We start from the raw sequence: 18,554 nt of genomic DNA on the forward strand, positions 1-18,554 counted from the left end.
GCTCTTATCTCAAACTCTAAACGAAAAAAACCGCTTATCTTTCGATAAACGGTTTAGATTTACGATACACGGTAGAGCTAAACTTTAAAGCTACCGACTTGCTGATCCAGTGTTTTATACAACTTAGTAATGTCTTTGGACTGCTGTTGAATAAGGTCCGATACCGACTGAACAGAGTCCGTTTGGTCTTTCAAAGACACCATATTGCGGTTGATGTCATTGGAAACAATAGATTGCTCTTGAGTCGCCTGCGCTGTCTGGGCAGCCATGTCTTGAACTTTTGCAAATGATGCCTGTATACCATTAAATATTTTAGTTACTTCACCAAAGTTAGTAACCGTAGACTCCGCATTGTCACGACTGTTTTGAATCGCTTTAGAGGATTCCGTTACATTAATTTTTAACTGTTCAATCATGCCTTCAATTTCATTGGTACTGTCTTGAGTTCGCGTTGCTAAGGTACGAACCTCATCGGCGACCACTGCGAAACCACGACCTTGCTCGCCAGCACGGGCTGCTTCTATCGCTGCGTTCAATGCTAGCAAGTTGGTTTGTTCTGCAATATTGCGAATCACTTCCAAAACAGAAGCGATACTTTCTGAACTCTTTTGTAGCTCACCAGAACGGCCAAGGGCAACTTCTATATCAGCCACTAGCGTCGTAATAGCATGTTGGGATTTATTTACTGCAGCCATTCCATTTTGCGTCAAACTATTAGAATTCTTCGCTTCGTCTGCGGTATCACGAGCTACCGTCGCCATTTGTTGATTGGACATATCCATTTGATGGCCTGCACTAACTATGGAAGCCGAAGCATTCGCTAGTGCGGTCGTAATTCCAGACGTCTGTTTTGCAACATTATTAAGCTGACCAGTCATTTCACCTAGCGCATCGGATTGTTTATGAATACTACCAATAATACCTCTGAGACGATCGACAAAACCGTTAAATTCATTAGCAAGATCCCCCAATTCATCTTTAGTAGAAAATTCGATACGTTGAGTTAAATCGCCGTCGCCTTCAGAAATTTCACGAATACGCTGTCCTAAATAACGCACTTGGTGAGCCAAGGTTTTAGGTGTTTTATAACTGAACCAAGCGGCAATAAGCAAACCTACAACAACAATAACAATGGCAACTTTTTCAAACGCTTTTTCTTCTTCTATTATGGTTTTTTTAGACATTTCTGCATGGTTATTTACCGCTTCGCCCGCTTTATCGAGGATGCCTCTAAGAGCACTAAAGTCTGCATTAGCTTTTTGCTCAGCAGCTGTAAAAGTGGGAGCATTTTTATCTAATGCAACAAAGGCGTTGGAAGAGTTTAACCAAGTAGTAAAGGCTTTATCAAAGTCACCAAGTGACTTATAAATCTGAGGTTCTGCAGACAAGTACTGACGGAATAAATTAAAACGATCTTTTACTTGTTGAGCATTTTCAACACGATCCTTTTCTTCGTCATCAAGCTTGCCCACACCAACCACAATACGCTGCTCAGCAAGCTTAGCTTGATAAAGATCTCGGTCCGCATTCAGAATAACTGCTGAAGCCTTTCCATAAGAATCTGCCTGTGCATTAAGAGCACCGCTTAGCTGATTCACGATATACACCATTGAAGCTAAGGCCACAATAAAGGTAATACTCATCACAAGAACGGGTAAAGAGCTTTTCACCCTGATGGAATTAAAACGCATAATTTTGTCTCCTAACAAAAATTACCGTGTCTACGGCACATGAGGTGATAGTAGAGTGGCTTAGCAGGCTGAATCAATCTGCATTAACAATTACCTACATTTATACTGCACTTAATAACTTATAAACACGGTCCTCTTGATCTAGCGCAATAAAACAAAACATGATCTCTAACTGATTGATGAGACTCTATTTTCAAATACAAGTATAAAAATATTCAAGAAACATCTCGTGGCTTTTGCCTTTGTCGACAACATCAAGTAAAACAAAGTGAATAAGAGGATAATGATGTCATTCCAAACATTCGGCATTACAACGAATAAAAGAGTAATAAATGAAAAGAGCAACGCGATAACATGACTTTCCCAACACCCAGTGCCAAACTTGCCCTCGCAGCTTGGCTAGAAACGCATACCAATTTTCGATTGTCTGCTCACGCAAACGATTTGCCTAGTGCTTTAAAAGAACTAGATACCTCACCTAAATCCATTAGCTACTTAGCTCAGTTTACGATGCTAAAGCGCTACTTTAATCGTGCGATTTTAGGTTTGCTGCTCGTATCTTTGTTCTTGGGTTTTATGGCAGTGCCACCAGCTTTTGCAACTGGCCAATCCAATCAAGTGAATATTTTCTGGTTGTTCATTATATTGCTGGGATTTCATGCGCTAAATTTTGTTGTTTGGTTCGTCACCATGACGGCCACTATGAAGCAACACACAGAAAGCAAAGGTATATTGTTAAGCCTGCTGATTTTCCTTAACCGAAAAATAAGTAAGCACTCACATATAAACACAGATGTGAGCTCTGCTTACATACATTGGCAATGCCCTGCTCATTCTAATAAATGGTTAATCAGCAGTATTTCCCACGGCGCGTGGGGCTGCTATTTGCTGGCGGGGTGGGTAATGACTCTGCTTTTGCTACTGACCAATCAGGTCAACTTTGTCTGGGAAACCACGCTATTAAGCGACGATGCTTTTATTCAACTGACGCAAACCTTAAGCATTATTCCTCAGTGGTTTGGTATTTCTCTACCTAATCAATTGGATATTCTCGCCAGCCGCGTCGACCTAATGTCACAAACTGCGGCGACAAGACAACATTGGGCGAATTTTCTACTCGCGAGTATTTTCATTTACGGCGTGTTACCAAGGCTGATTTTTACTTTTATTTGTTTGGCTATGTATCACTTTAAGCGAGCAACACAACCACTCAGCACGCAAGAAAAAATCATTCAAAATCGTTATCGCCAACAGGAAAGCCAGAGTCGAAATATCCTAGATGCGGATCATCACAAAAATTCTGCTTCTGCGATGAATACAAACGGAACGAATAATGAGCCTCTTGCCGACAGCGCACTTTCCCAACATTGGGCTTTATTTGAATGGAGTCATGCTAAACCAGATTATTTAAGCTCCGCTCGTTCAGTATCCCTATTAAACAGTCGAGAAGAACAAGATAGCTTTTTAGCCTCCTCCAGTAATGAGCCTATTTATATTTTGGTCAATGCCGAACAAAGCCCAGATCGTGGCACAAGACGTTTTTTCTCCCGAGTAAGCATGGCTTATCCTTCGTTATTTATGGTGATATCAAGTGATGATAACGCTAGATTCGTTGAGGATTGGCAGCGACTTGCCAGAGAAACACGCCTTCACTTTACACAACTCAAACAAAAGGACTAAACCGTGTCGATTTCCCTTTTGGTCGTTGGCCACGCGAACACAGGTAAAACCTCACTGATCCGTACCTTGTTGCGCAGGCATGATTTTGGTGAAGTGAGTGACAGAGCTGGAACCACTCGTCACGTGAAAAGTGTGAAGATCAAAATCGGCCAACAATCAGCAATCACCTTAACTGATACACCAGGGTTTGAAGATTCAATTGGCCTTTGGCAGATTCGCCATTCGGATTCATTCCGTTCCTACCAAGGTGCAGACTGGCTACAGCCATTTTGTGAAAGTCACTTTGCACAAGATGAGTTTGAGCAAGAAGCGAAGATTCTTAAGCAATTAACCAAGGCCGATATCATTTTATACGTGATAGATATTCGCCAAGCACCACTAGGCAAATATCTAGATGAACTGGCGTTATTGGCTAGTGCCAATAAACCGATTATTCCTATTTTGAATTTCAGTGCGTCCCCCAGCGCTCACTTAGAAGCTTGGCGTAAAGTCTTGGCCGAACGTCATTTGCACGCCGTAATAAAATACGACACGGTGGCGTTTTATTTTGAAGACGAAAAACGTTTATATCAAAGTATTCAGAGCCTGATGCCGGAAGACTACGACGCTATCAAGCATCTTATTGCATCCCGAGAAGAAGCCGCTCAATTACGCCGTACAATGGCTACGAATCAATTAGCCGAGTTGATACTAAAAGCTGCCAGTACTCGCATTGAATGCTCAAGCTATCCACCAAAGCCCAGCGAATCCTCCGCTTTCGAAGATAAGATACGCGCACTGGAAAGTCGATATATCGCAGGATTACTGCGTCTTTATGAGTTCCAAGAAGAAGACTTAAAAGCCACGCCACTGGCGATTAAAAATGACCGCTGGCAGCAAGATATATTCGATACCGATACGTTAAAAGAATGGGGAATAGAAACCAGTACTAGCGCACTCACTGGTGCAGCGATTGGAGCAGGAATTGATGTCATGTCGGCAGGGTTAACATTGGGCACAGCTACGACAATTGGCGCTATTTTAGGTGCTACTTGGAAAACTGGCCAACATTACAAAGACACCTTAAAAAGCAAATTTACCAAACGCTATTATCTATGCCTTGATAAAGCCACGCTGACACTGCTGTGTCTTCGAGGTTTAACGGCTATTCACCATTTACATCAACGTGGACATGCTTCTCAACAAGCTTACGAGCTAGCTAATCAAGCCCAAGACGATGAACTAATTGAGCAGATAAAACCTTATTGGAAACACGCTCAGCAACACCCTGAATGGGAAACTCAAACCTTGCAAGATTCCCATTCAAGTAAATTAGGCTTACAAAAAGTACTAGAAAAAGCACTTAACTCGGATAAGAGATCAGACTAGCTTTGTTGATTATTAAGAAGTTCCTGATCTAAACGCAGTTGTGTCTCACGCATCTGCTTCTCACAAGATTCTAACAGGGTAATGACATCAGTTTCATGTAACCCTGTTGTATCTATTGGTGGCAGCATCTCAACGATCACTTTACCATTATTCCAACGATTCAAATCAATTTGTTCATGAGTGCTACTGCAAACAACGGGCACAACGGGAACACCGGCTTGAACAGCTGCATGAAAAGCGCCTCGTTTAAAGGGTAACCAGCCACGTCCGCGACTGCGTGTACCTTCAGGAAACATCCATATAGATAAACCAGTTTTTTTCATGCTAGCGGCGATCTGATCAATGGTGGCAATCGCTTTTTTACGATTTTCTCGGTTAATCAAGAAATTACCACTGGCCCAATACAAAGCGCCAAAGAAAGGAATCCAACGTAAGCTAGTTTTACCAACCGTCACCACGCCTTTGGGAACAACCACGGCTAAGGTAAACAAGTCGAAATTATTTTGATGATTCGCCACGTAAACGGCTTGAGGAATATTTTTTGAGGATTCAGCGACTCTACCTTCGACCGATAAACCAAACAGAGGACCAACTTGAGCAAATACACGACCTAAATAATACACACGGTTTTTTGACCATAAAGTCAGCAGACAAAACACAATGCCCAGCAGTGTCACGCCTACAATCAACAAGAATAGCAATGTCATCCGTATCAAAAGCAACATATTGGATTAAACCTAACGTTAATAGCGTTTAAAATTAATTAGTCTCTTATTATAATTTATGGCTTATCGCCTATGAAAAGCTTCACGCCATTTGAAGAATTCTTCTGCAACCAACGGCTTAGAGAAAAAGTAGCCCTGTATTTTATCACAATGATATTGTCTTAAAAGTGCCGTTCCCTCAGCATTCTCTGCGCCTTCAGCTGTTACCTGAAAGCCCAAACTATGAGACAGTTCAATGGTAGCCTTAGTAATAAACTCATCGCCTTTATTGGTATCAATAAACTGAATAAAGGCTCGGTCAATTTTCACTTCATTGACTGGTAACTCGCGCAAATACGCCAAAGAAGATTGCCCTGTGCCAAAGTCATCAATGGCAAGGTGAATACCCATCTCTTGTAATGCTTTCAATACATTAATAACTTTCACTCGGTCTTTCATTACCGCACTTTCTGTTACTTCTAATGCAAGCGCACGAGTCGGTAAACGATTCGCTTGCAATGCCTCAGAGACAATAAATGGCAGCTGTTCATCTAACAGATCATGCGCCGATAAATTCACCGCGACACGTACTTCATGACCCTGAACCCACCACTTGCTCAGTTGAGACAAGACAGTATTCAATACCCATTTCGTTAATTGTTGAATGCTACCAGCATGTTCTAATAAAGAAATAAACTCATCTGGTGGAAGGAAACCAAGCTCAGGGTGAATCCAACGAATTAGTGCTTCTGCTTCATGGCAATCGTCGCCAGCTAAACCAATCTTAGGCTGATAAACAACAAATAACTGACCGCCTTCTAGTGCAGCTGGTAAGTCTCGAATAATCGTCAGCTGACGACGGTGGTTTTCATCCTGACCTACTTCATAAAAAACGCATAACTCGCTTGATTCACGCGCTTCATCGGCAACAATATCCAAACGGCGCATGGCGCTATTTACACTGTTGGTGGCATGTTCAAATGGGAGCACTGCGATACTAATATCCAAGCGAATACCAGAACCAGCTTCTACTTCAAACTCTTCACTGAACAGACATTTTAAATTGCTACAGTCCTGCTGAGTGATTGGTCGGCCAAAAATCAGCAAAAATTTATCGCCGCTTAATCGAGCCAACATATTGGCATCATGTCCCCACTTTTGAAGCCGTTCAGCTACTTTCGAAAGTAGTGAACTCCCTACATCAAATCCCAACATATTGTTGATGTCTTTAAAGTGACGAATATTCACAAGTACCAAACCACCTTGTTCTTTTGGCAACTCATCACTTAAGTACTGCTCTACCGCGCTCTGATTAAATAAGCCTGTAAGCTGATCATGAGAAGCACGATATGTCATTTCGTCTTCCCTGTTGATAATAGAATCTTGCATTGTTTTCATGGTATGGGATAGAACGCCAAATTCGCCCACCATATCCGGCGCACTAATTTTTTCTTTATTGCCACCTTGGCCAATTTGCTTTGCATAATCCACCAAGCGGCTAATTGGCTGAGTCATATTACGAGCCAGGGCAACACCAAATAACAACGCCAGTGCCAGCGCCCCAGTAAAAATCAATACCAACTGATTACGGGTGTTATTGTAACTCTGCAACCAAGGACCATAAGGCAAATGAATAATCCCCCATTGATTTGATACTCCAAGATCAACACCAAGCGATAGATACTTTTCATCATTAGAAAAAACTGGGGATTTGAGAATACTTTTAATGCTGCCAATTTCCTTAAATAGCGTTTCTTTTTCTTCTAGTGGCAAGGTCGATCCACCGGAAAGAGTATGTGCATCATCAACTTCATAAACAAAACTGACGTCTAACCCTGTGACATTTTTAATTTGTTCTGCCAAAGCTTGATCGAGCAGAAAAGCCATGCCCACCCATGCCACCACATTAGGCGCTTTAATAGGTACTAAAACCAACTGATAAGCGCGACCATCAAACGCAATCATAGTACTAATAGATGAACCACCTGAACGGCGAGCAGCAAAGACTAGCTCTGCAACCGTATTGCTAATATTCAGCTCTTGAGTAGCGGTAATTAACTCACCTTGAGGAGAAACGAGAACAGAAATGTCCGCATTAATACGTGCGCCATGGTTTTGTAAAACAGAGCGAATCGTGCCAGTTTCTCGAGTCGCTACGGCCTGTTTAAAACCAAAATCAGAGGTTAAGATCTCAACCCCTTTAGTTAACTGCTCGGCGCGTGCTTCGAGAAACAAATCAAAGACATTGCGTGATACGTCGATGGAATGAACGCCTTGTTTGTAATTATCTTCTTTTAAAGACGACAATACCGCCAATGCAGTTCCTAACTGAACCAGAGCAAGCAACACCAAGACAAACATAATGAGTCGTGCTTGAAAGCTTTTTAACACCTTAAAACCTCTTTAATGCTAATGACCTAGGCTGCTTAACTGAAAACCAAAAAACACAACAATGATCAAGAATAATAGGGCTTATCTTGTTTTTATGCCATATTTCCCAATAACCCTAATTTTGCCAATAATTATCTTTCCAATAATCTATTTGATCGTCAGCAAGGAAACTCCAAGCAACAAATCGACTAATTTTCTGGCCTTGCGCCATTTCAATCGTTTTCACTTGGCGAGCACCAACATCTTTTAATGTCCGATAAATCGCATCTAAATTCCCCTGACGCGCCACCAAAGACGTAAACCAAAAGCAACGGTCAGCGTACCGCACGCTTTCTTTTACCATACGCGAAACAAAACCCGCTTCACCGCCATCACACCATAATTCTGCAGCCGTGCCGCCAAAGTTCAACACTGGCTTTTCAGTTTTATCAGCTTTACCCTTTACCCCACGCCATTTACGTTGAGATTCGTCAATCATCGCCGATTCGCTGGTATGAAACGGCGGATTACATAAGGTCAAATCAAAGCGGTCTTTTTCTTTCCACACACCATCAAAAAGCTTAGCAGGTTGAGTTTGCAAACGCGCATTAATTGCGCCCTTCAAGCACGGATTAGATTTAACAATGGTGTCGCAAGTCGCTACGGCAACTGGATTCACATCGGAACCGATAAACTGCCAGCCATATTCTTGATGACCAATAATCGGATAAACACAGTTCGCCCCAACCCCCACATCCAAGACTTTTATACCTTTTCCGCGAGGAATCACGCCCTGATTACTAGCGGCGAGTAAATCTGCTAAATAATGAATGTAATCCGCTCGACCAGGAATAGGCGGGCAAAGGTAACCAGGTGGAATATCCCAAAAGGCAACGCCATAGAAATGATTGAGCAAGGCACGATTTAAGGTTTTCACTGCATTGGGATTGGCAAAGTCCACTGACTCATTACCGTATTGATTCAGTTGAATAAAACCAGAAAGTTCAGGGCAAGAATCCGCTAATAGCGCAAAATCGTAACGCGCACGATGCGGGTTACGAGGATGAAGCTCTAATTTATTGGTGCGTTTACTTTTCGTATTCTTGCTTTTTAGGACCACTGTGATGCCATTGTTTTAAACCAAAACGCGAGTATAACCGAATTCCTCAGCTTGGACTAAATGTGCTGGATTGGAAGGTCACGGCTATGAAATCTCACAGAGCATGAATATCATGGTTCTGGATAAGGAATTAAGCCTTTTACTACTCGCTCACAAATGTCTCTAAACCAGATCACACCGGGATCATTTTCTACCGATTTTGGCCAACTTGAATAATAGTGAATAAAAGGAAAATCCATCGGTAGATCTTTGATCACCAAACCAAATTGCTGTTGAAACCGTTCTGGCAACAAACCACTGTTACTCATTAAAAGTGACGTTCTGCCTACCGTTTCCAAAGCAGCCAACATGTAAGGCGTACGAAAGGCAAAATGCCGCTCACGTGCACGCTCACCAAGTAAGGCATCACTAATCACAGGATTAGAACCGCCCAAATTCACTAATACATGAGAGTAAGCCAAATAGTCATCTAAGGTAATGTTATCTTTCATGGCTAATGCATGATTCGCAGACATGACACAGCGAAATTTTTCACGCCCCAGTAGATGTTTCTCAAAGCTATTAGGAAGTTGAATGTAATCACTACACAAGGCAAGATCTAAAGAATGCTCCGCTTGGTTTAGTAAACTGGTTTCAGTAAGCGTACTGGTTTCCAATGAGGCAAAAGGTGCTTCTCGATAAAATTGCTCCGCAATCGCAGGCATATAAGCTTGAGCCTGATAATGGGTGGTTTGCATACGAAAAGTACGATAACTGCTTTGCGGCTGAAATTCAGATTCTGTCCACAACCCTGCCAATTGTTCCAACATGAGCTTTAATGGCGCTTCTAATGCTAATGCTTTTGACGTTGGTACCATGCCTTTTGAGGTACGAATAAACAAAGGATCATCAAAGGCGTCACGTAATCGATTAAGCAATCGACTCATTGCAGATTGACTTAAGTAGAGGCGATCGGCCGCCCGCCCAACGTTACGTTCTTCCAATAAGTATAAGAGCCCAGTCAGGGATTTAAGATCCAAATGTTGTAGCGAGCTAGGAATCATGACCAAATCTCGATTTATGCATAATGATTAGAACTATTATGCATTGGATTTAATAAGGGGGGAAAGCCATTATGAAATTTCTAACTCTCTTCTCTTTAATAAGGCTAAAGCCATGCTAACTTCAAAACAGACTTTTTTGTACGGCCTCTTTTTTAGCTCCGTCACTGTGCTGTTTTGGGGAATGTTGCCCATTGCTCTCAAACTTTCTGGAGGGTTTTCCGATCCTATTACTCTAACTTGGTTGCGCTTTTCAGTGGCTGGTATCATTTTGGGCTTATGGCAATGGCAACGCGGCAAATTAGGCGAGTTCAAATCCCTGTCTAAAAATGACTGGCTGCGTCTTTTTGCTGCAGGAACGTTTTTGATTGTTAACTACACGAGCTTTGCTTGGAGCTTGAATTTTTTACTCCCTGGTTCAGCACAATTGAGCTTCCAAATCGCACCGCTGTTTCTTGCCTTAGGCGGTTTGTTTTTTCTAAAAGAAAGCATTAACTGGCAACAATGGTTATGTTTTGTAGGAATAGGCTTAGGGATGTTGGTTTTTTTCCACCCTATTTTTGGGCAAGGTAGTCAAGGCTCAATCTGGGTTGGTTTCGCTATTGTTCAGATGTCTGCCGCGGCATGGTCTATGTATGCGTTGCTGCAAAAGTCTTTGTTCAAACATCTAGCACCGTCCAATATATTACTAGCGATTTATATTTATGCTTTAGTCGTTATGCTGCCGTTTTCATCACCAAACGAACTGCTAAAAATGTCTTCTGATGATGCTTGGATTGCCGCATTTTGCTGCCTTAATACACTCATTGCGTATGGTGCTTTCGCACAAGCAATGCGTTATTGGCAAACAGTTCAAGTCAGCGCTTCGATCGCGTTAACGCCTGTGATGGCATTCATATTGACAGAATTCTGTGTGGCTTTTGGTTGGTGGTCAGGCAGCATAAGCTCATCTCATGCAGACTTGCTCAGTTTGTTTGGCATGTTGATAGTTGTCATCAGCGCGATTAACGTGCAACTGATAAGCGCAAGAGTACAGCGTAAAGCCGCGTTACTGACAAAACCACTAAGTGAAGCAGCTTAGTTTGATCTGCAGAGCTTTAGGCGGTTATAGCCATAGCGTAAATGGAATGATTGAAATACCTAAAATAAGCAATACAGCGATTAGAGTAAAAATAGCTTCCGCAGGATTTTGACGAGTGTGTTGTAAATAACCCAATATCCATTGCCCAAAAGTGATGGGACGCATGGTTTTAGCTCGAGCGATTTGATCTTCTAGAATTAACTCTCTCGCTTTTATGGCTTGCTCTTTATCTTTTACCCACAGTCCGGCCATGGAAATTTGCCAACGTCCAGCAGTGGTTTCGTAGAAGGCAATGTCATGGTCGGTTAATAGTTGACGAATATCGTCCGCTTCCTCATCAGGAACATATTTAAGCCGAAAAACCAGAGTTGCCATATCGTAAAAACCTTGAGCATAGAAATTAAGCGGTAGAGAGTAAGAGAAGCCAGACAATAATACAATCTTGTATTGTGAATGACTTTTTAAGGAGAGGCGTTTTCTTCAAACCAAGCAATAACTTGTTCTTTTGGTAGAGGTCGACAAAAGTAATAACCTTGTACCCTGTCAACACCAAGCTCTCGAACCGCATTAAGCTGATCTTCATGTTCAACGCCTTCGGCGATCAACTCCATATTGAGTTCTTTTGCCAGTTTCGTGACTGAAGTTAGTATCTGACGGGTGAACTGATCATCCTTCAAGCTAGCGATAAAAATTTGATCCAGTTTCAATGTGTCATATGGGAAACGGCGAAGAAAATCTAATCCTGCATAGCCAGTGCCAAAATCATCTACAGACAAACTAACGCCTAGTGCTTTAATATGTTCAAAACGACTCACCATCAAAGGCAACTCTGCAGCGTCTAATACACTGGTTTCTGTTACTTCAAGGCCAAGCCGACCTTTCAATTCAGGATACTCTTCAAGGATTTCGGCCAAATCTGACGCGAAGCCTTCTTTAAGAAGGCTATGCCTATCAACGTTCACTGATATTTTAATGTGCCTTAGTTGCTCAGGATATTCTCTATAAAAGTCCCCAACTTTGCGAATCACCATCCAAGTAAGATGATCGATCAAGCCCAACCGATCCGCCATATCTACAATCACTAATGGCGAGACCTGACCATAACGAAATGAATTCCATCGAATAAGAGCCTCCATTTCATGAAACCCACCCTCTGTTAGTGAAACAATCGGCTGAAAATGCACTTCCATCGTATTGTTTTTAATTGCTCGTTTGATGCAATGACGTAAAGAGCGTCGATAATAAACAAGCACTAAATGCCCGACATAGAACACGAAAGACAACAACACCCAGCACACTATAATAAATGGCAAAAGCGACCATAAATGACGCCAGTATAAACTTGAGGGAAAAAACACAGCTAATGTCATCGACCAATCAGCTAAGGATACTTCTGTATTACCCAATACTCTGGAATCTATGTCATTGCTATTTGAAAAGAGTATCTGCTTACCGAGAGTCAGTTCATAAAAATAATCTGGTAAAAGGATTTGATCGACACTGGCGGCTATCTTATCTGGCGGCGCTAATCCATTTACACCAAGACCATCATCCCTCTGATAAAAAGCAAAAAATGTAGATTCTCCCAACGTATTAGAATTCACTAAAGAGACTGTTTTTCGCCCCATACTCTGCGTAATTCGTGACGCAATTGAGTCATATATTTTAATATTTGTAGTTCCTAGATTTGAGCAATACACTATAAACTCTGAATTGAACAAGCCAAATTCTTTAAAGATAGGGGAATAAAATGTGGCGCGTCTTAAACGCGTAATATCAGCTTTTTCACAAGACAAACTGCTATCGTTAACAACCTGTTTTAATTCAGTAAAAATAGCATTCATTCGATCCGATAAAGCATTTTTGGCGACATTTGTACGATTATCTAAATCATTCAATAAAGATAAATAAAGCCCTAGAGTAAAAACCGTGAAAATAATAAAAAAGGAAAGGAAAGCATAGAGGAAGACTACTTTTTTCTTTGAAGGCACTAGTGCAGTGATGTTTTTAAACATAAAGCGCCCTCCCTGTTACTTAGTCTAAAAGAAATAAATCATACTATTTTTAGGTCTATTAAAAGACATTCAGATCATTACATAGATATTTAAAAGCGCCAATAAAAAAGACTGCCTAAAGCAGTCTTTTTTATATAACACAGAAAATAAACCTTGTGCTCACTATCTCTATCCAACGAGGTAATAAAGCATCTATAGTATTATGCATTTTTGTACGAACGATCAAATGTAATTAAACGCATCTGTACTACTGAGGCACCTTTTCAATAACGATAGACAAGTAACCAACTTCAACGCCAAATTTTTTCATTATCGATTCGTTAATAACTACACCATCTTTTACCATATACATACGATCATCAACATTCACTTCGATTACATCGCCATCATAGGGGACTTGTAAAACATAATTCATAAATAAGGCATTGCCAGACATTTTAATCTCACCAGAGCCAACAACATCGTTCGCTGTTGCGGAATATTCACCCTGATCGTTAGGCGTCATAATCCAGGTTCTATGCTGGATTTCACCATCATCAAATACAAATTTTTCAACCAATATGCCAACACCAGCTTTCCAGCGTCCTTCTAACGTGGCATTGAAATAACGAGTCACTTCGCCACTGCGATTTTTCAAAATGCCGTGCGCAGTTAAAGACCCGGAAAAGAAGTGTTGTAAGTCAAACTTGGGCTCATTTTTAGCATACAAAGACACGTCTGACGTAGAACATGCCGTAAGCAATAACAAACACAGTAAAACAGTAAATTTGCCCATAACAGATCGGCACAAATGCTTCATATTGCTTCCTCTAAACTAATGTTGAAAATCGACTACATATAATGATATTGGATATCGACTGCTTGATACTTGCCTTGTGCGTCACAGATATTTGCCCGACCAGTAAAGCGCAGTAAACTTTTATCTGCTGGATCATAAGCAACCACAATAGGATCGACCGCCAGTTTTACCAACCAAGAAACTGGGGAAAGAGCGAAACACTGAGCGCCATCCTGAGTCCCCTCCACACATGTCACTTTACTAAAACGAAATGTGAAGGTCGTTTGTTTACTGGGTACTAGATACTCAATATCCATATTTTTACCTGCCTCTAAGGCGTCCCAGTATTGTTTAATAAAAGCATCAAAACCAGCATCAACAACCATGCCAGCCGCTAATTTCACTGATGCCTTTTCTTCTTTGCCAGCACTATTTTCTTGATAAACAACATCTAACTTTCCGCCAGATTGGGTAACTTCAATCTTTTCACCGTTACGCTCATTTAACTGCGAAAAACTTGGAGTTATCATCGACTGAGAAAAATTTAGCGTTTTATGCCCAAAAACACGGCCATCTGGCTCTGAGTATTCGACACTGTAAGTACCATCAGCGAGTTTTTCGTGAGTTTCTCTATATAACAAAGCACCCGTTTCGACACTGTAGGCACTGCCTACTATTTTAGAAAAAGACGTATCAGCCAAACATACAGAGCTAAATAAGAAGGCACAAAAGGCAGCAATAAAAAACCGCTGCTGCGGTAAAAACTCGAAAGAACGCTTCATTTTCTTATCTATCCTCACTATTTAACCAATGCTCATTTTTGAAATAATGCCCACTTTTCACAAAGCCATACACCCAACGGTAACACCAAAGACCAAATAATCGCTACTATAAAAAGAGTCAGGAACACTGGTTCTGACAAGCTGATACCGGCTAAATTAGCACCAGCAAAATAACTCATCGTTGGCCCAACTACACCCATTAAAGCACTCAAAACATAACGGGAGCGCAAAAAAGCCAAACTATGAGCAAATAAGGTGCCGACACAAACCCAAAGACAAAGCAGCCAAATCGGCGGCAATTTTGTTTGTCCGAATAAGGTCACGTTCGATGAAAACACCTCGATATGAAATAAAGTACCATCAATGACGACACCTAGTGCTAGGAAGGTAAACAGCAAACGCCATTCTCTACGAGTCTGCATAAAATAGCGATCATGCAAAAAAAGATAAACCAGAGTTGCGACCAATGCCCAAGCGTTGCCAGCAAGCAAGCAGACAAACCAAACGATTTGAAACAAAATGGCATTAATCAAAGGTTTCATGCCATTTACTCCATTTACTTAGTGCCAATCGACAAACGATGATCCGGTTTAGCAAAAACAAACTGCCCAGTACTAATGGCACGTTCTTTAAAGCCTCCTTCACAATAAGCTAGATAAAAATCCCACATACGGCAGAACACATCATCGAATCCCATCTCTGTGACTTCACGACGTGCCGCATGAAAACGTGTACGCCAATCGGCAAGGGTTTTCGCGTAATGCTCAGTAATATCTTCTAATCCGACGATCTGCATATCGGTTTTCGATGCAATTTTATGTGCAATAACTTGGTTAGATGGCAAACAACCACCAGGGAAGATGTAACGCTGAATAAAGTCGACAGAGCTGCGTGCGTAGTCGTAACGCTGATCGGCGATGGTAATGGCTTGAATCACCATAACACCGTGTGGTTTCAAGAGCGCACTGCACTTAGAAAAATAGCTGTCGTAGTATTCGTGGCCGACCGCTTCGATCATTTCAATAGATACGAGTTTGTCGTATTGACCTTGAAGATCTCGATAGTCTTCAAGTAACAAAGTGATTTTGTCTTGCAAGCCTTCGGCTTCCACCCGCGTTTTGGCAAATTCGTATTGTTCTTTGGAAATAGTCGTCGTGGTTACTTGGCAACCATAATGCTTAGCTGCATGAATCGCCATGCCGCCCCAACCCGTTCCAATTTCTAACAGATGATCATCTTCGCTAAGCTGTAGTTTTTGGCAAATACGATCCAGTTTATTCACCGATGCTTCTTCTAAAGAAGAGTTGATCTGAGGATAAACCGCCGAGGAATACATCATGGTAGGATCTAAAAACAAAGAGAAAAAATCGTTACCCAAATCATAATGAGCAGAAATATTATCTTTCGAGCCTTTCTTGGTGTTGGCGTTTAGCTTGTGAACAATCTTGGCACCAATACGGCTCCAAATTGGGCGCTTAGCATCCATTTTATTAATCAGGTTTAAGTTAGCTACCATCAGGCGAATAACACCAACTACATCTGAAGACGACCACCAGCCTTTCATATAAGCTTCGCCAGCACCGATACTGCTGTTTAAAAACACATCGCGGTAAGCATGAATATCGTGAACATGAATATGAGCAATGTATTGAGTATTATCTTTCGCCTCACCAAAAGAATAGGTTTCACCACTCTCTTCCAACGTAAGATGACCCACTTCCAATTTACCCAGCATAGTAAAGACCATTTTGCGGGCTAAATTATCAAACCATGTTGTTGTGCGATTTTTTCTCACTTTTTGATTATCCATACTGACGGAGTTCATACTTTTTAGTCTCCTAATGCGTTTTGCTACTTAATTTACTACTGACTACTTATTACTTTTTTTAGTAGTGGTAGACGATAAATTCGGATGTGAATAAAAAGGTACTTTCTTCATCCAAAGCTTAAGTGCTTGCCAATAAATACCGAATGCCACTTGCATCGTCATGACAGGATAACTAAACAGTACCCTAGCCATGGAGCTTGACGTCAGTGTCATTTGAGTCAGCGATAATGTGGCGTCAAACACACATTGCTTGCCCTCTAACTCTTTGTTCTGCATGTGTACCGCTAGCTTCTTATTCGGAACATTGCTGCGCCAATCATAAAAATGTTCCATCGGATGGAAAGGCGACACATGCATTGCCTTATTAAATTGAATACGCTGCATTTGATCGCTTGGATCACATTTTAAAACGTAAGGAATTTTCTCGCGCCAAGGCGTATTCGTCACTTCAAGCAACATAGCCTGAAGCTGCTCATTTTCATCAAAGCAGTAATAAATGGTAATGGGATTAATGATGAAGCCGAAGTAGCGACAATTGGTAAGCATGCGCACAGAACCTGATAAATTCAGCCCCAAACGCTCATTCACTTCAGACAATACAGCCTGTTTGATAGACAGCGAGTCATCCCCGAAGTAATCCTTTCGATAAAATCGAGCGAGAGACCAAGACTTCATCGACCACCAAGGGCTCATCGCCAGTACATCATCCAATTCATCTAAATCGAAATACATCATAAAGACGCGATAACGAAAGGTATGGGAACGCGGCGTAAAACGACGATGACGCACCATGCCATGATAAATAGTGCTGTGCTTAGGAACAAAATCTACCATGAAATACCAAGTCCATTAGCGACACGAACACCGCTCCAACAACCATCTTCGTGGAAACCGTTGCGCCAATAGGCACCACAGAACCATGTTTTGTTTACACCATTAATATCTGACCAACGATCCTGAGCCTTGATGCCTTCTAAGGTAAAGGTAGGATGAGAATACTGAAAACGCCCAACTATTTTGTCTTCTGCGATCATGTCGGTCTGGTTCAAAGTCACCACATAAGTCGTGTCACTGGAAAAATGCTGCAGAATATTCATGTTATAGCTAAGCGTTGCAGGCTTGGTTCGATCGTCACCTAAATGATAATTCCAGCTCGACCAGGCCAATTTTTTCTTCGGTAAAAGTCGTGTGTCAGTATGAAGTACCACATCGTTATTTCGATAAGGAATCGCACCCAAAACTGCTTGCTCGTCTGGGGAAGGGTCTGCCAACAAAGCCAAGGCTTCGTCACTGTGACAAGCGAACACCACTTGATCAAAAATCTGTGCTGAGCCATCACCAAAGTGAATGATGACTTTATCTTCAGAGCGATGAACTTGAGTAATATCTGCCCCAAGCTGGATTCTGTCTTTGAACTTTTCTACCAAAGGCTGTAAATACGCCGAAGAACCTCCTTCGATTACTCGCCATTGCGGGCGATCATTAACGCTCAATAAACCATGATTTTTAAAGAAGCGAACGAAGAATACCAAAGGAAACTCCATCATTTCATCCAGTGTCGATGACCAAATAGCGCTTCCCATAGGAATCAAATAATGGCTCGCAAAGCGGCTACCGTAGCCCTTTTCTTTTAGATATTCACCAAGCGTCACGCCTTCTTTTAACAGGCCGCTTTCTAGGTCCAGGATGGCTTCTTTATTAAAACGTAAGATGTCTTTTAACATGCCAATAAAAGAGAAGTTCAATAGGTTTCGACGCTGAGCAAACAAGGTGTTTAAATTGTTTCCGCCATACTCTAATCCGCTACGCTGACAGCTCACACTAAAACTCATTTCTGTCGCTTTAGATCTCACACCTAACTCATCCATCAAGCGAATAAAATTCGGATACGTCCAGTCATTAAAGACAATGAAGCCAGTATCAATTGCCCGAGTACTTCCGGCTTCTTCAACTTGCACGGTCGCAGTATGGCCGCCGATCCGCTCTGCGGATTCAAACACCGTCACATCATGTTGCTGCTGTAAAAGATAAGCGCTGGTTAGACCGGAAATCCCTGATCCAATAATGGCAATTTTCACTCATTGTCCCCTTAAAACA

General features: G+C 41.6%; 16 protein-coding genes. 3 read left to right on the forward strand and 13 right to left on the reverse strand.

The window, feature by feature from the left end; all coding sequences use genetic code 11:
- Positions 1-77: 77 nt before the first annotated feature.
- Entirely contained in the window at positions 78-1,691 is a 1,614-nt protein-coding gene (locus BUA59_RS16360) for a methyl-accepting chemotaxis protein (RefSeq protein WP_072840756.1), read from the reverse strand.
- Positions 1,692-2,045: 354 nt separating this feature from the next.
- Between BUA59_RS16360 and BUA59_RS16365 the strand changes: the two genes are divergently transcribed.
- A complete protein-coding gene (locus BUA59_RS16365) occupies positions 2,046-3,371 on the forward strand; it encodes a DUF2868 domain-containing protein (RefSeq protein ID WP_072840757.1) in 1,326 nt (441 codons plus the stop codon).
- 3 nt (positions 3,372-3,374) lie between these two features.
- Positions 3,375-4,739 carry a DUF3482 domain-containing protein gene (locus tag BUA59_RS16370; RefSeq protein ID WP_072840758.1) on the forward strand — a complete coding sequence of 455 codons (1,365 nt, stop codon included), beginning with the start codon at positions 3,375-3,377 and terminating at the stop codon, positions 4,737-4,739.
- Here BUA59_RS16370 and BUA59_RS16375 read toward each other — a convergent pair.
- The 4 genes from BUA59_RS16375 to BUA59_RS16390 form a co-directional block, all read right to left on the reverse strand.
- Positions 4,736-5,464 carry a 1-acylglycerol-3-phosphate O-acyltransferase gene (locus BUA59_RS16375; protein ID WP_072840759.1) on the reverse strand — a complete coding sequence of 243 codons (729 nt, stop codon included), beginning with the start codon at positions 5,462-5,464 and terminating at the stop codon, positions 4,736-4,738. The genes BUA59_RS16370 and BUA59_RS16375 overlap by 4 nt on opposite strands.
- A gap of 63 nt (positions 5,465-5,527) precedes the next feature.
- Complete coding sequence (locus BUA59_RS16380) at positions 5,528-7,834, reverse strand: GGDEF domain-containing phosphodiesterase (RefSeq protein WP_072840760.1); 2,307 nt, start codon at positions 7,832-7,834, stop codon at positions 5,528-5,530.
- 115 nt (positions 7,835-7,949) lie between these two features.
- Positions 7,950-8,933 carry a 23S rRNA (adenine(1618)-N(6))-methyltransferase RlmF gene (gene rlmF, locus BUA59_RS16385; protein ID WP_072840761.1) on the reverse strand — a complete coding sequence of 328 codons (984 nt, stop codon included), beginning with the start codon at positions 8,931-8,933 and terminating at the stop codon, positions 7,950-7,952.
- A gap of 110 nt (positions 8,934-9,043) precedes the next feature.
- Positions 9,044-9,976, reverse strand: a complete 933-nt coding sequence (locus tag BUA59_RS16390; RefSeq protein ID WP_072840762.1) for a LysR family transcriptional regulator — start codon at positions 9,974-9,976, stop codon at positions 9,044-9,046.
- A 112-nt stretch (positions 9,977-10,088) separates the two neighbouring features.
- Between BUA59_RS16390 and BUA59_RS16395 the strand changes: the two genes are divergently transcribed.
- Positions 10,089-11,054 carry a DMT family transporter gene (locus BUA59_RS16395; protein ID WP_072840763.1) on the forward strand — a complete coding sequence of 322 codons (966 nt, stop codon included), beginning with the start codon at positions 10,089-10,091 and terminating at the stop codon, positions 11,052-11,054.
- A gap of 24 nt (positions 11,055-11,078) precedes the next feature.
- On the opposite strand, the gene BUA59_RS16400 is transcribed toward BUA59_RS16395, so the two are convergent.
- The 8 genes from BUA59_RS16400 to BUA59_RS16435 all read right to left on the reverse strand — a co-directional run bounded on the left by BUA59_RS16400 (position 11,079) and on the right by BUA59_RS16435 (position 18,535).
- Entirely contained in the window at positions 11,079-11,429 is a 351-nt protein-coding gene (locus BUA59_RS16400; RefSeq protein ID WP_072840764.1) for a DUF6164 family protein, read from the reverse strand.
- A gap of 86 nt (positions 11,430-11,515) precedes the next feature.
- Complete coding sequence (locus tag BUA59_RS16405) at positions 11,516-13,069, reverse strand: EAL domain-containing protein (RefSeq protein WP_072840765.1); 1,554 nt, start codon at positions 13,067-13,069, stop codon at positions 11,516-11,518.
- Positions 13,070-13,316: 247 nt separating this feature from the next.
- Complete coding sequence (locus tag BUA59_RS16410; RefSeq protein WP_084122490.1) at positions 13,317-13,868, reverse strand: DUF3833 domain-containing protein; 552 nt, start codon at positions 13,866-13,868, stop codon at positions 13,317-13,319.
- 32 nt (positions 13,869-13,900) lie between these two features.
- Complete coding sequence (locus tag BUA59_RS16415; protein WP_072840766.1) at positions 13,901-14,629, reverse strand: hypothetical protein; 729 nt, start codon at positions 14,627-14,629, stop codon at positions 13,901-13,903.
- A 32-nt stretch (positions 14,630-14,661) separates the two neighbouring features.
- Entirely contained in the window at positions 14,662-15,171 is a 510-nt protein-coding gene (locus BUA59_RS16420) for a DUF2878 domain-containing protein (RefSeq protein ID WP_072840767.1), read from the reverse strand.
- Positions 15,172-15,185: 14 nt separating this feature from the next.
- Positions 15,186-16,454 (reverse strand): SAM-dependent methyltransferase, encoded by a 1,269-nt coding sequence (locus BUA59_RS16425; RefSeq protein WP_072840768.1) that lies wholly within the window; start codon positions 16,452-16,454, stop codon positions 15,186-15,188.
- 45 nt (positions 16,455-16,499) lie between these two features.
- Entirely contained in the window at positions 16,500-17,291 is a 792-nt protein-coding gene (locus BUA59_RS16430; protein WP_072840769.1) for a DUF1365 domain-containing protein, read from the reverse strand.
- Positions 17,285-18,535 (reverse strand): NAD(P)/FAD-dependent oxidoreductase, encoded by a 1,251-nt coding sequence (locus tag BUA59_RS16435; RefSeq protein WP_072840770.1) that lies wholly within the window; start codon positions 18,533-18,535, stop codon positions 17,285-17,287. Before BUA59_RS16435 ends, BUA59_RS16430 begins: the two co-directional genes overlap by 7 nt.
- Between the last annotated feature and the right edge of the window lie 19 nt (positions 18,536-18,554).

The sequence above is a fragment of the Marinomonas polaris DSM 16579 genome, from assembly GCF_900129155.1.
Classification (GTDB): domain Bacteria; phylum Pseudomonadota; class Gammaproteobacteria; order Pseudomonadales; family Marinomonadaceae; genus Marinomonas; species Marinomonas polaris.

Bases quoted from the DNA above. Each gene is read 5' to 3' on its own strand.
- BUA59_RS16390 (WP_072840762.1), bottom strand. From the start codon at position 9,976: ATGATTCCTAGCTCGCTACAACATTTGGATCTTAAATCCCTGACTGGG.
- BUA59_RS16415 (WP_072840766.1), bottom strand. From the start codon at position 14,629: ATGAAGCGTTCTTTCGAGTTTTTACCGCAGCAGCGGTTTTTTATTGCT.
- BUA59_RS16425 (WP_072840768.1), bottom strand. From the start codon at position 16,454: ATGAACTCCGTCAGTATGGATAATCAAAAAGTGAGAAAAAATCGCACA.
- BUA59_RS16395 (WP_072840763.1), top strand. From the start codon at position 10,089: ATGCTAACTTCAAAACAGACTTTTTTGTACGGCCTCTTTTTTAGCTCC.
- BUA59_RS16430 (WP_072840769.1), bottom strand. From the start codon at position 17,291: ATGGTAGATTTTGTTCCTAAGCACAGCACTATTTATCATGGCATGGTG.
- BUA59_RS16405 (WP_072840765.1), bottom strand. From the start codon at position 13,069: ATGTTTAAAAACATCACTGCACTAGTGCCTTCAAAGAAAAAAGTAGTC.
- BUA59_RS16400 (WP_072840764.1), bottom strand. From the start codon at position 11,429: ATGGCAACTCTGGTTTTTCGGCTTAAATATGTTCCTGATGAGGAAGCG.
- BUA59_RS16375 (WP_072840759.1), bottom strand. From the start codon at position 5,464: ATGTTGCTTTTGATACGGATGACATTGCTATTCTTGTTGATTGTAGGC.
- BUA59_RS16420 (WP_072840767.1), bottom strand. From the start codon at position 15,171: ATGAAACCTTTGATTAATGCCATTTTGTTTCAAATCGTTTGGTTTGTC.
- BUA59_RS16410 (WP_084122490.1), bottom strand. From the start codon at position 13,868: ATGAAGCATTTGTGCCGATCTGTTATGGGCAAATTTACTGTTTTACTG.
- BUA59_RS16365 (WP_072840757.1), top strand. From the start codon at position 2,046: ATGACTTTCCCAACACCCAGTGCCAAACTTGCCCTCGCAGCTTGGCTA.
- BUA59_RS16360 (WP_072840756.1), bottom strand. From the start codon at position 1,691: ATGCGTTTTAATTCCATCAGGGTGAAAAGCTCTTTACCCGTTCTTGTG.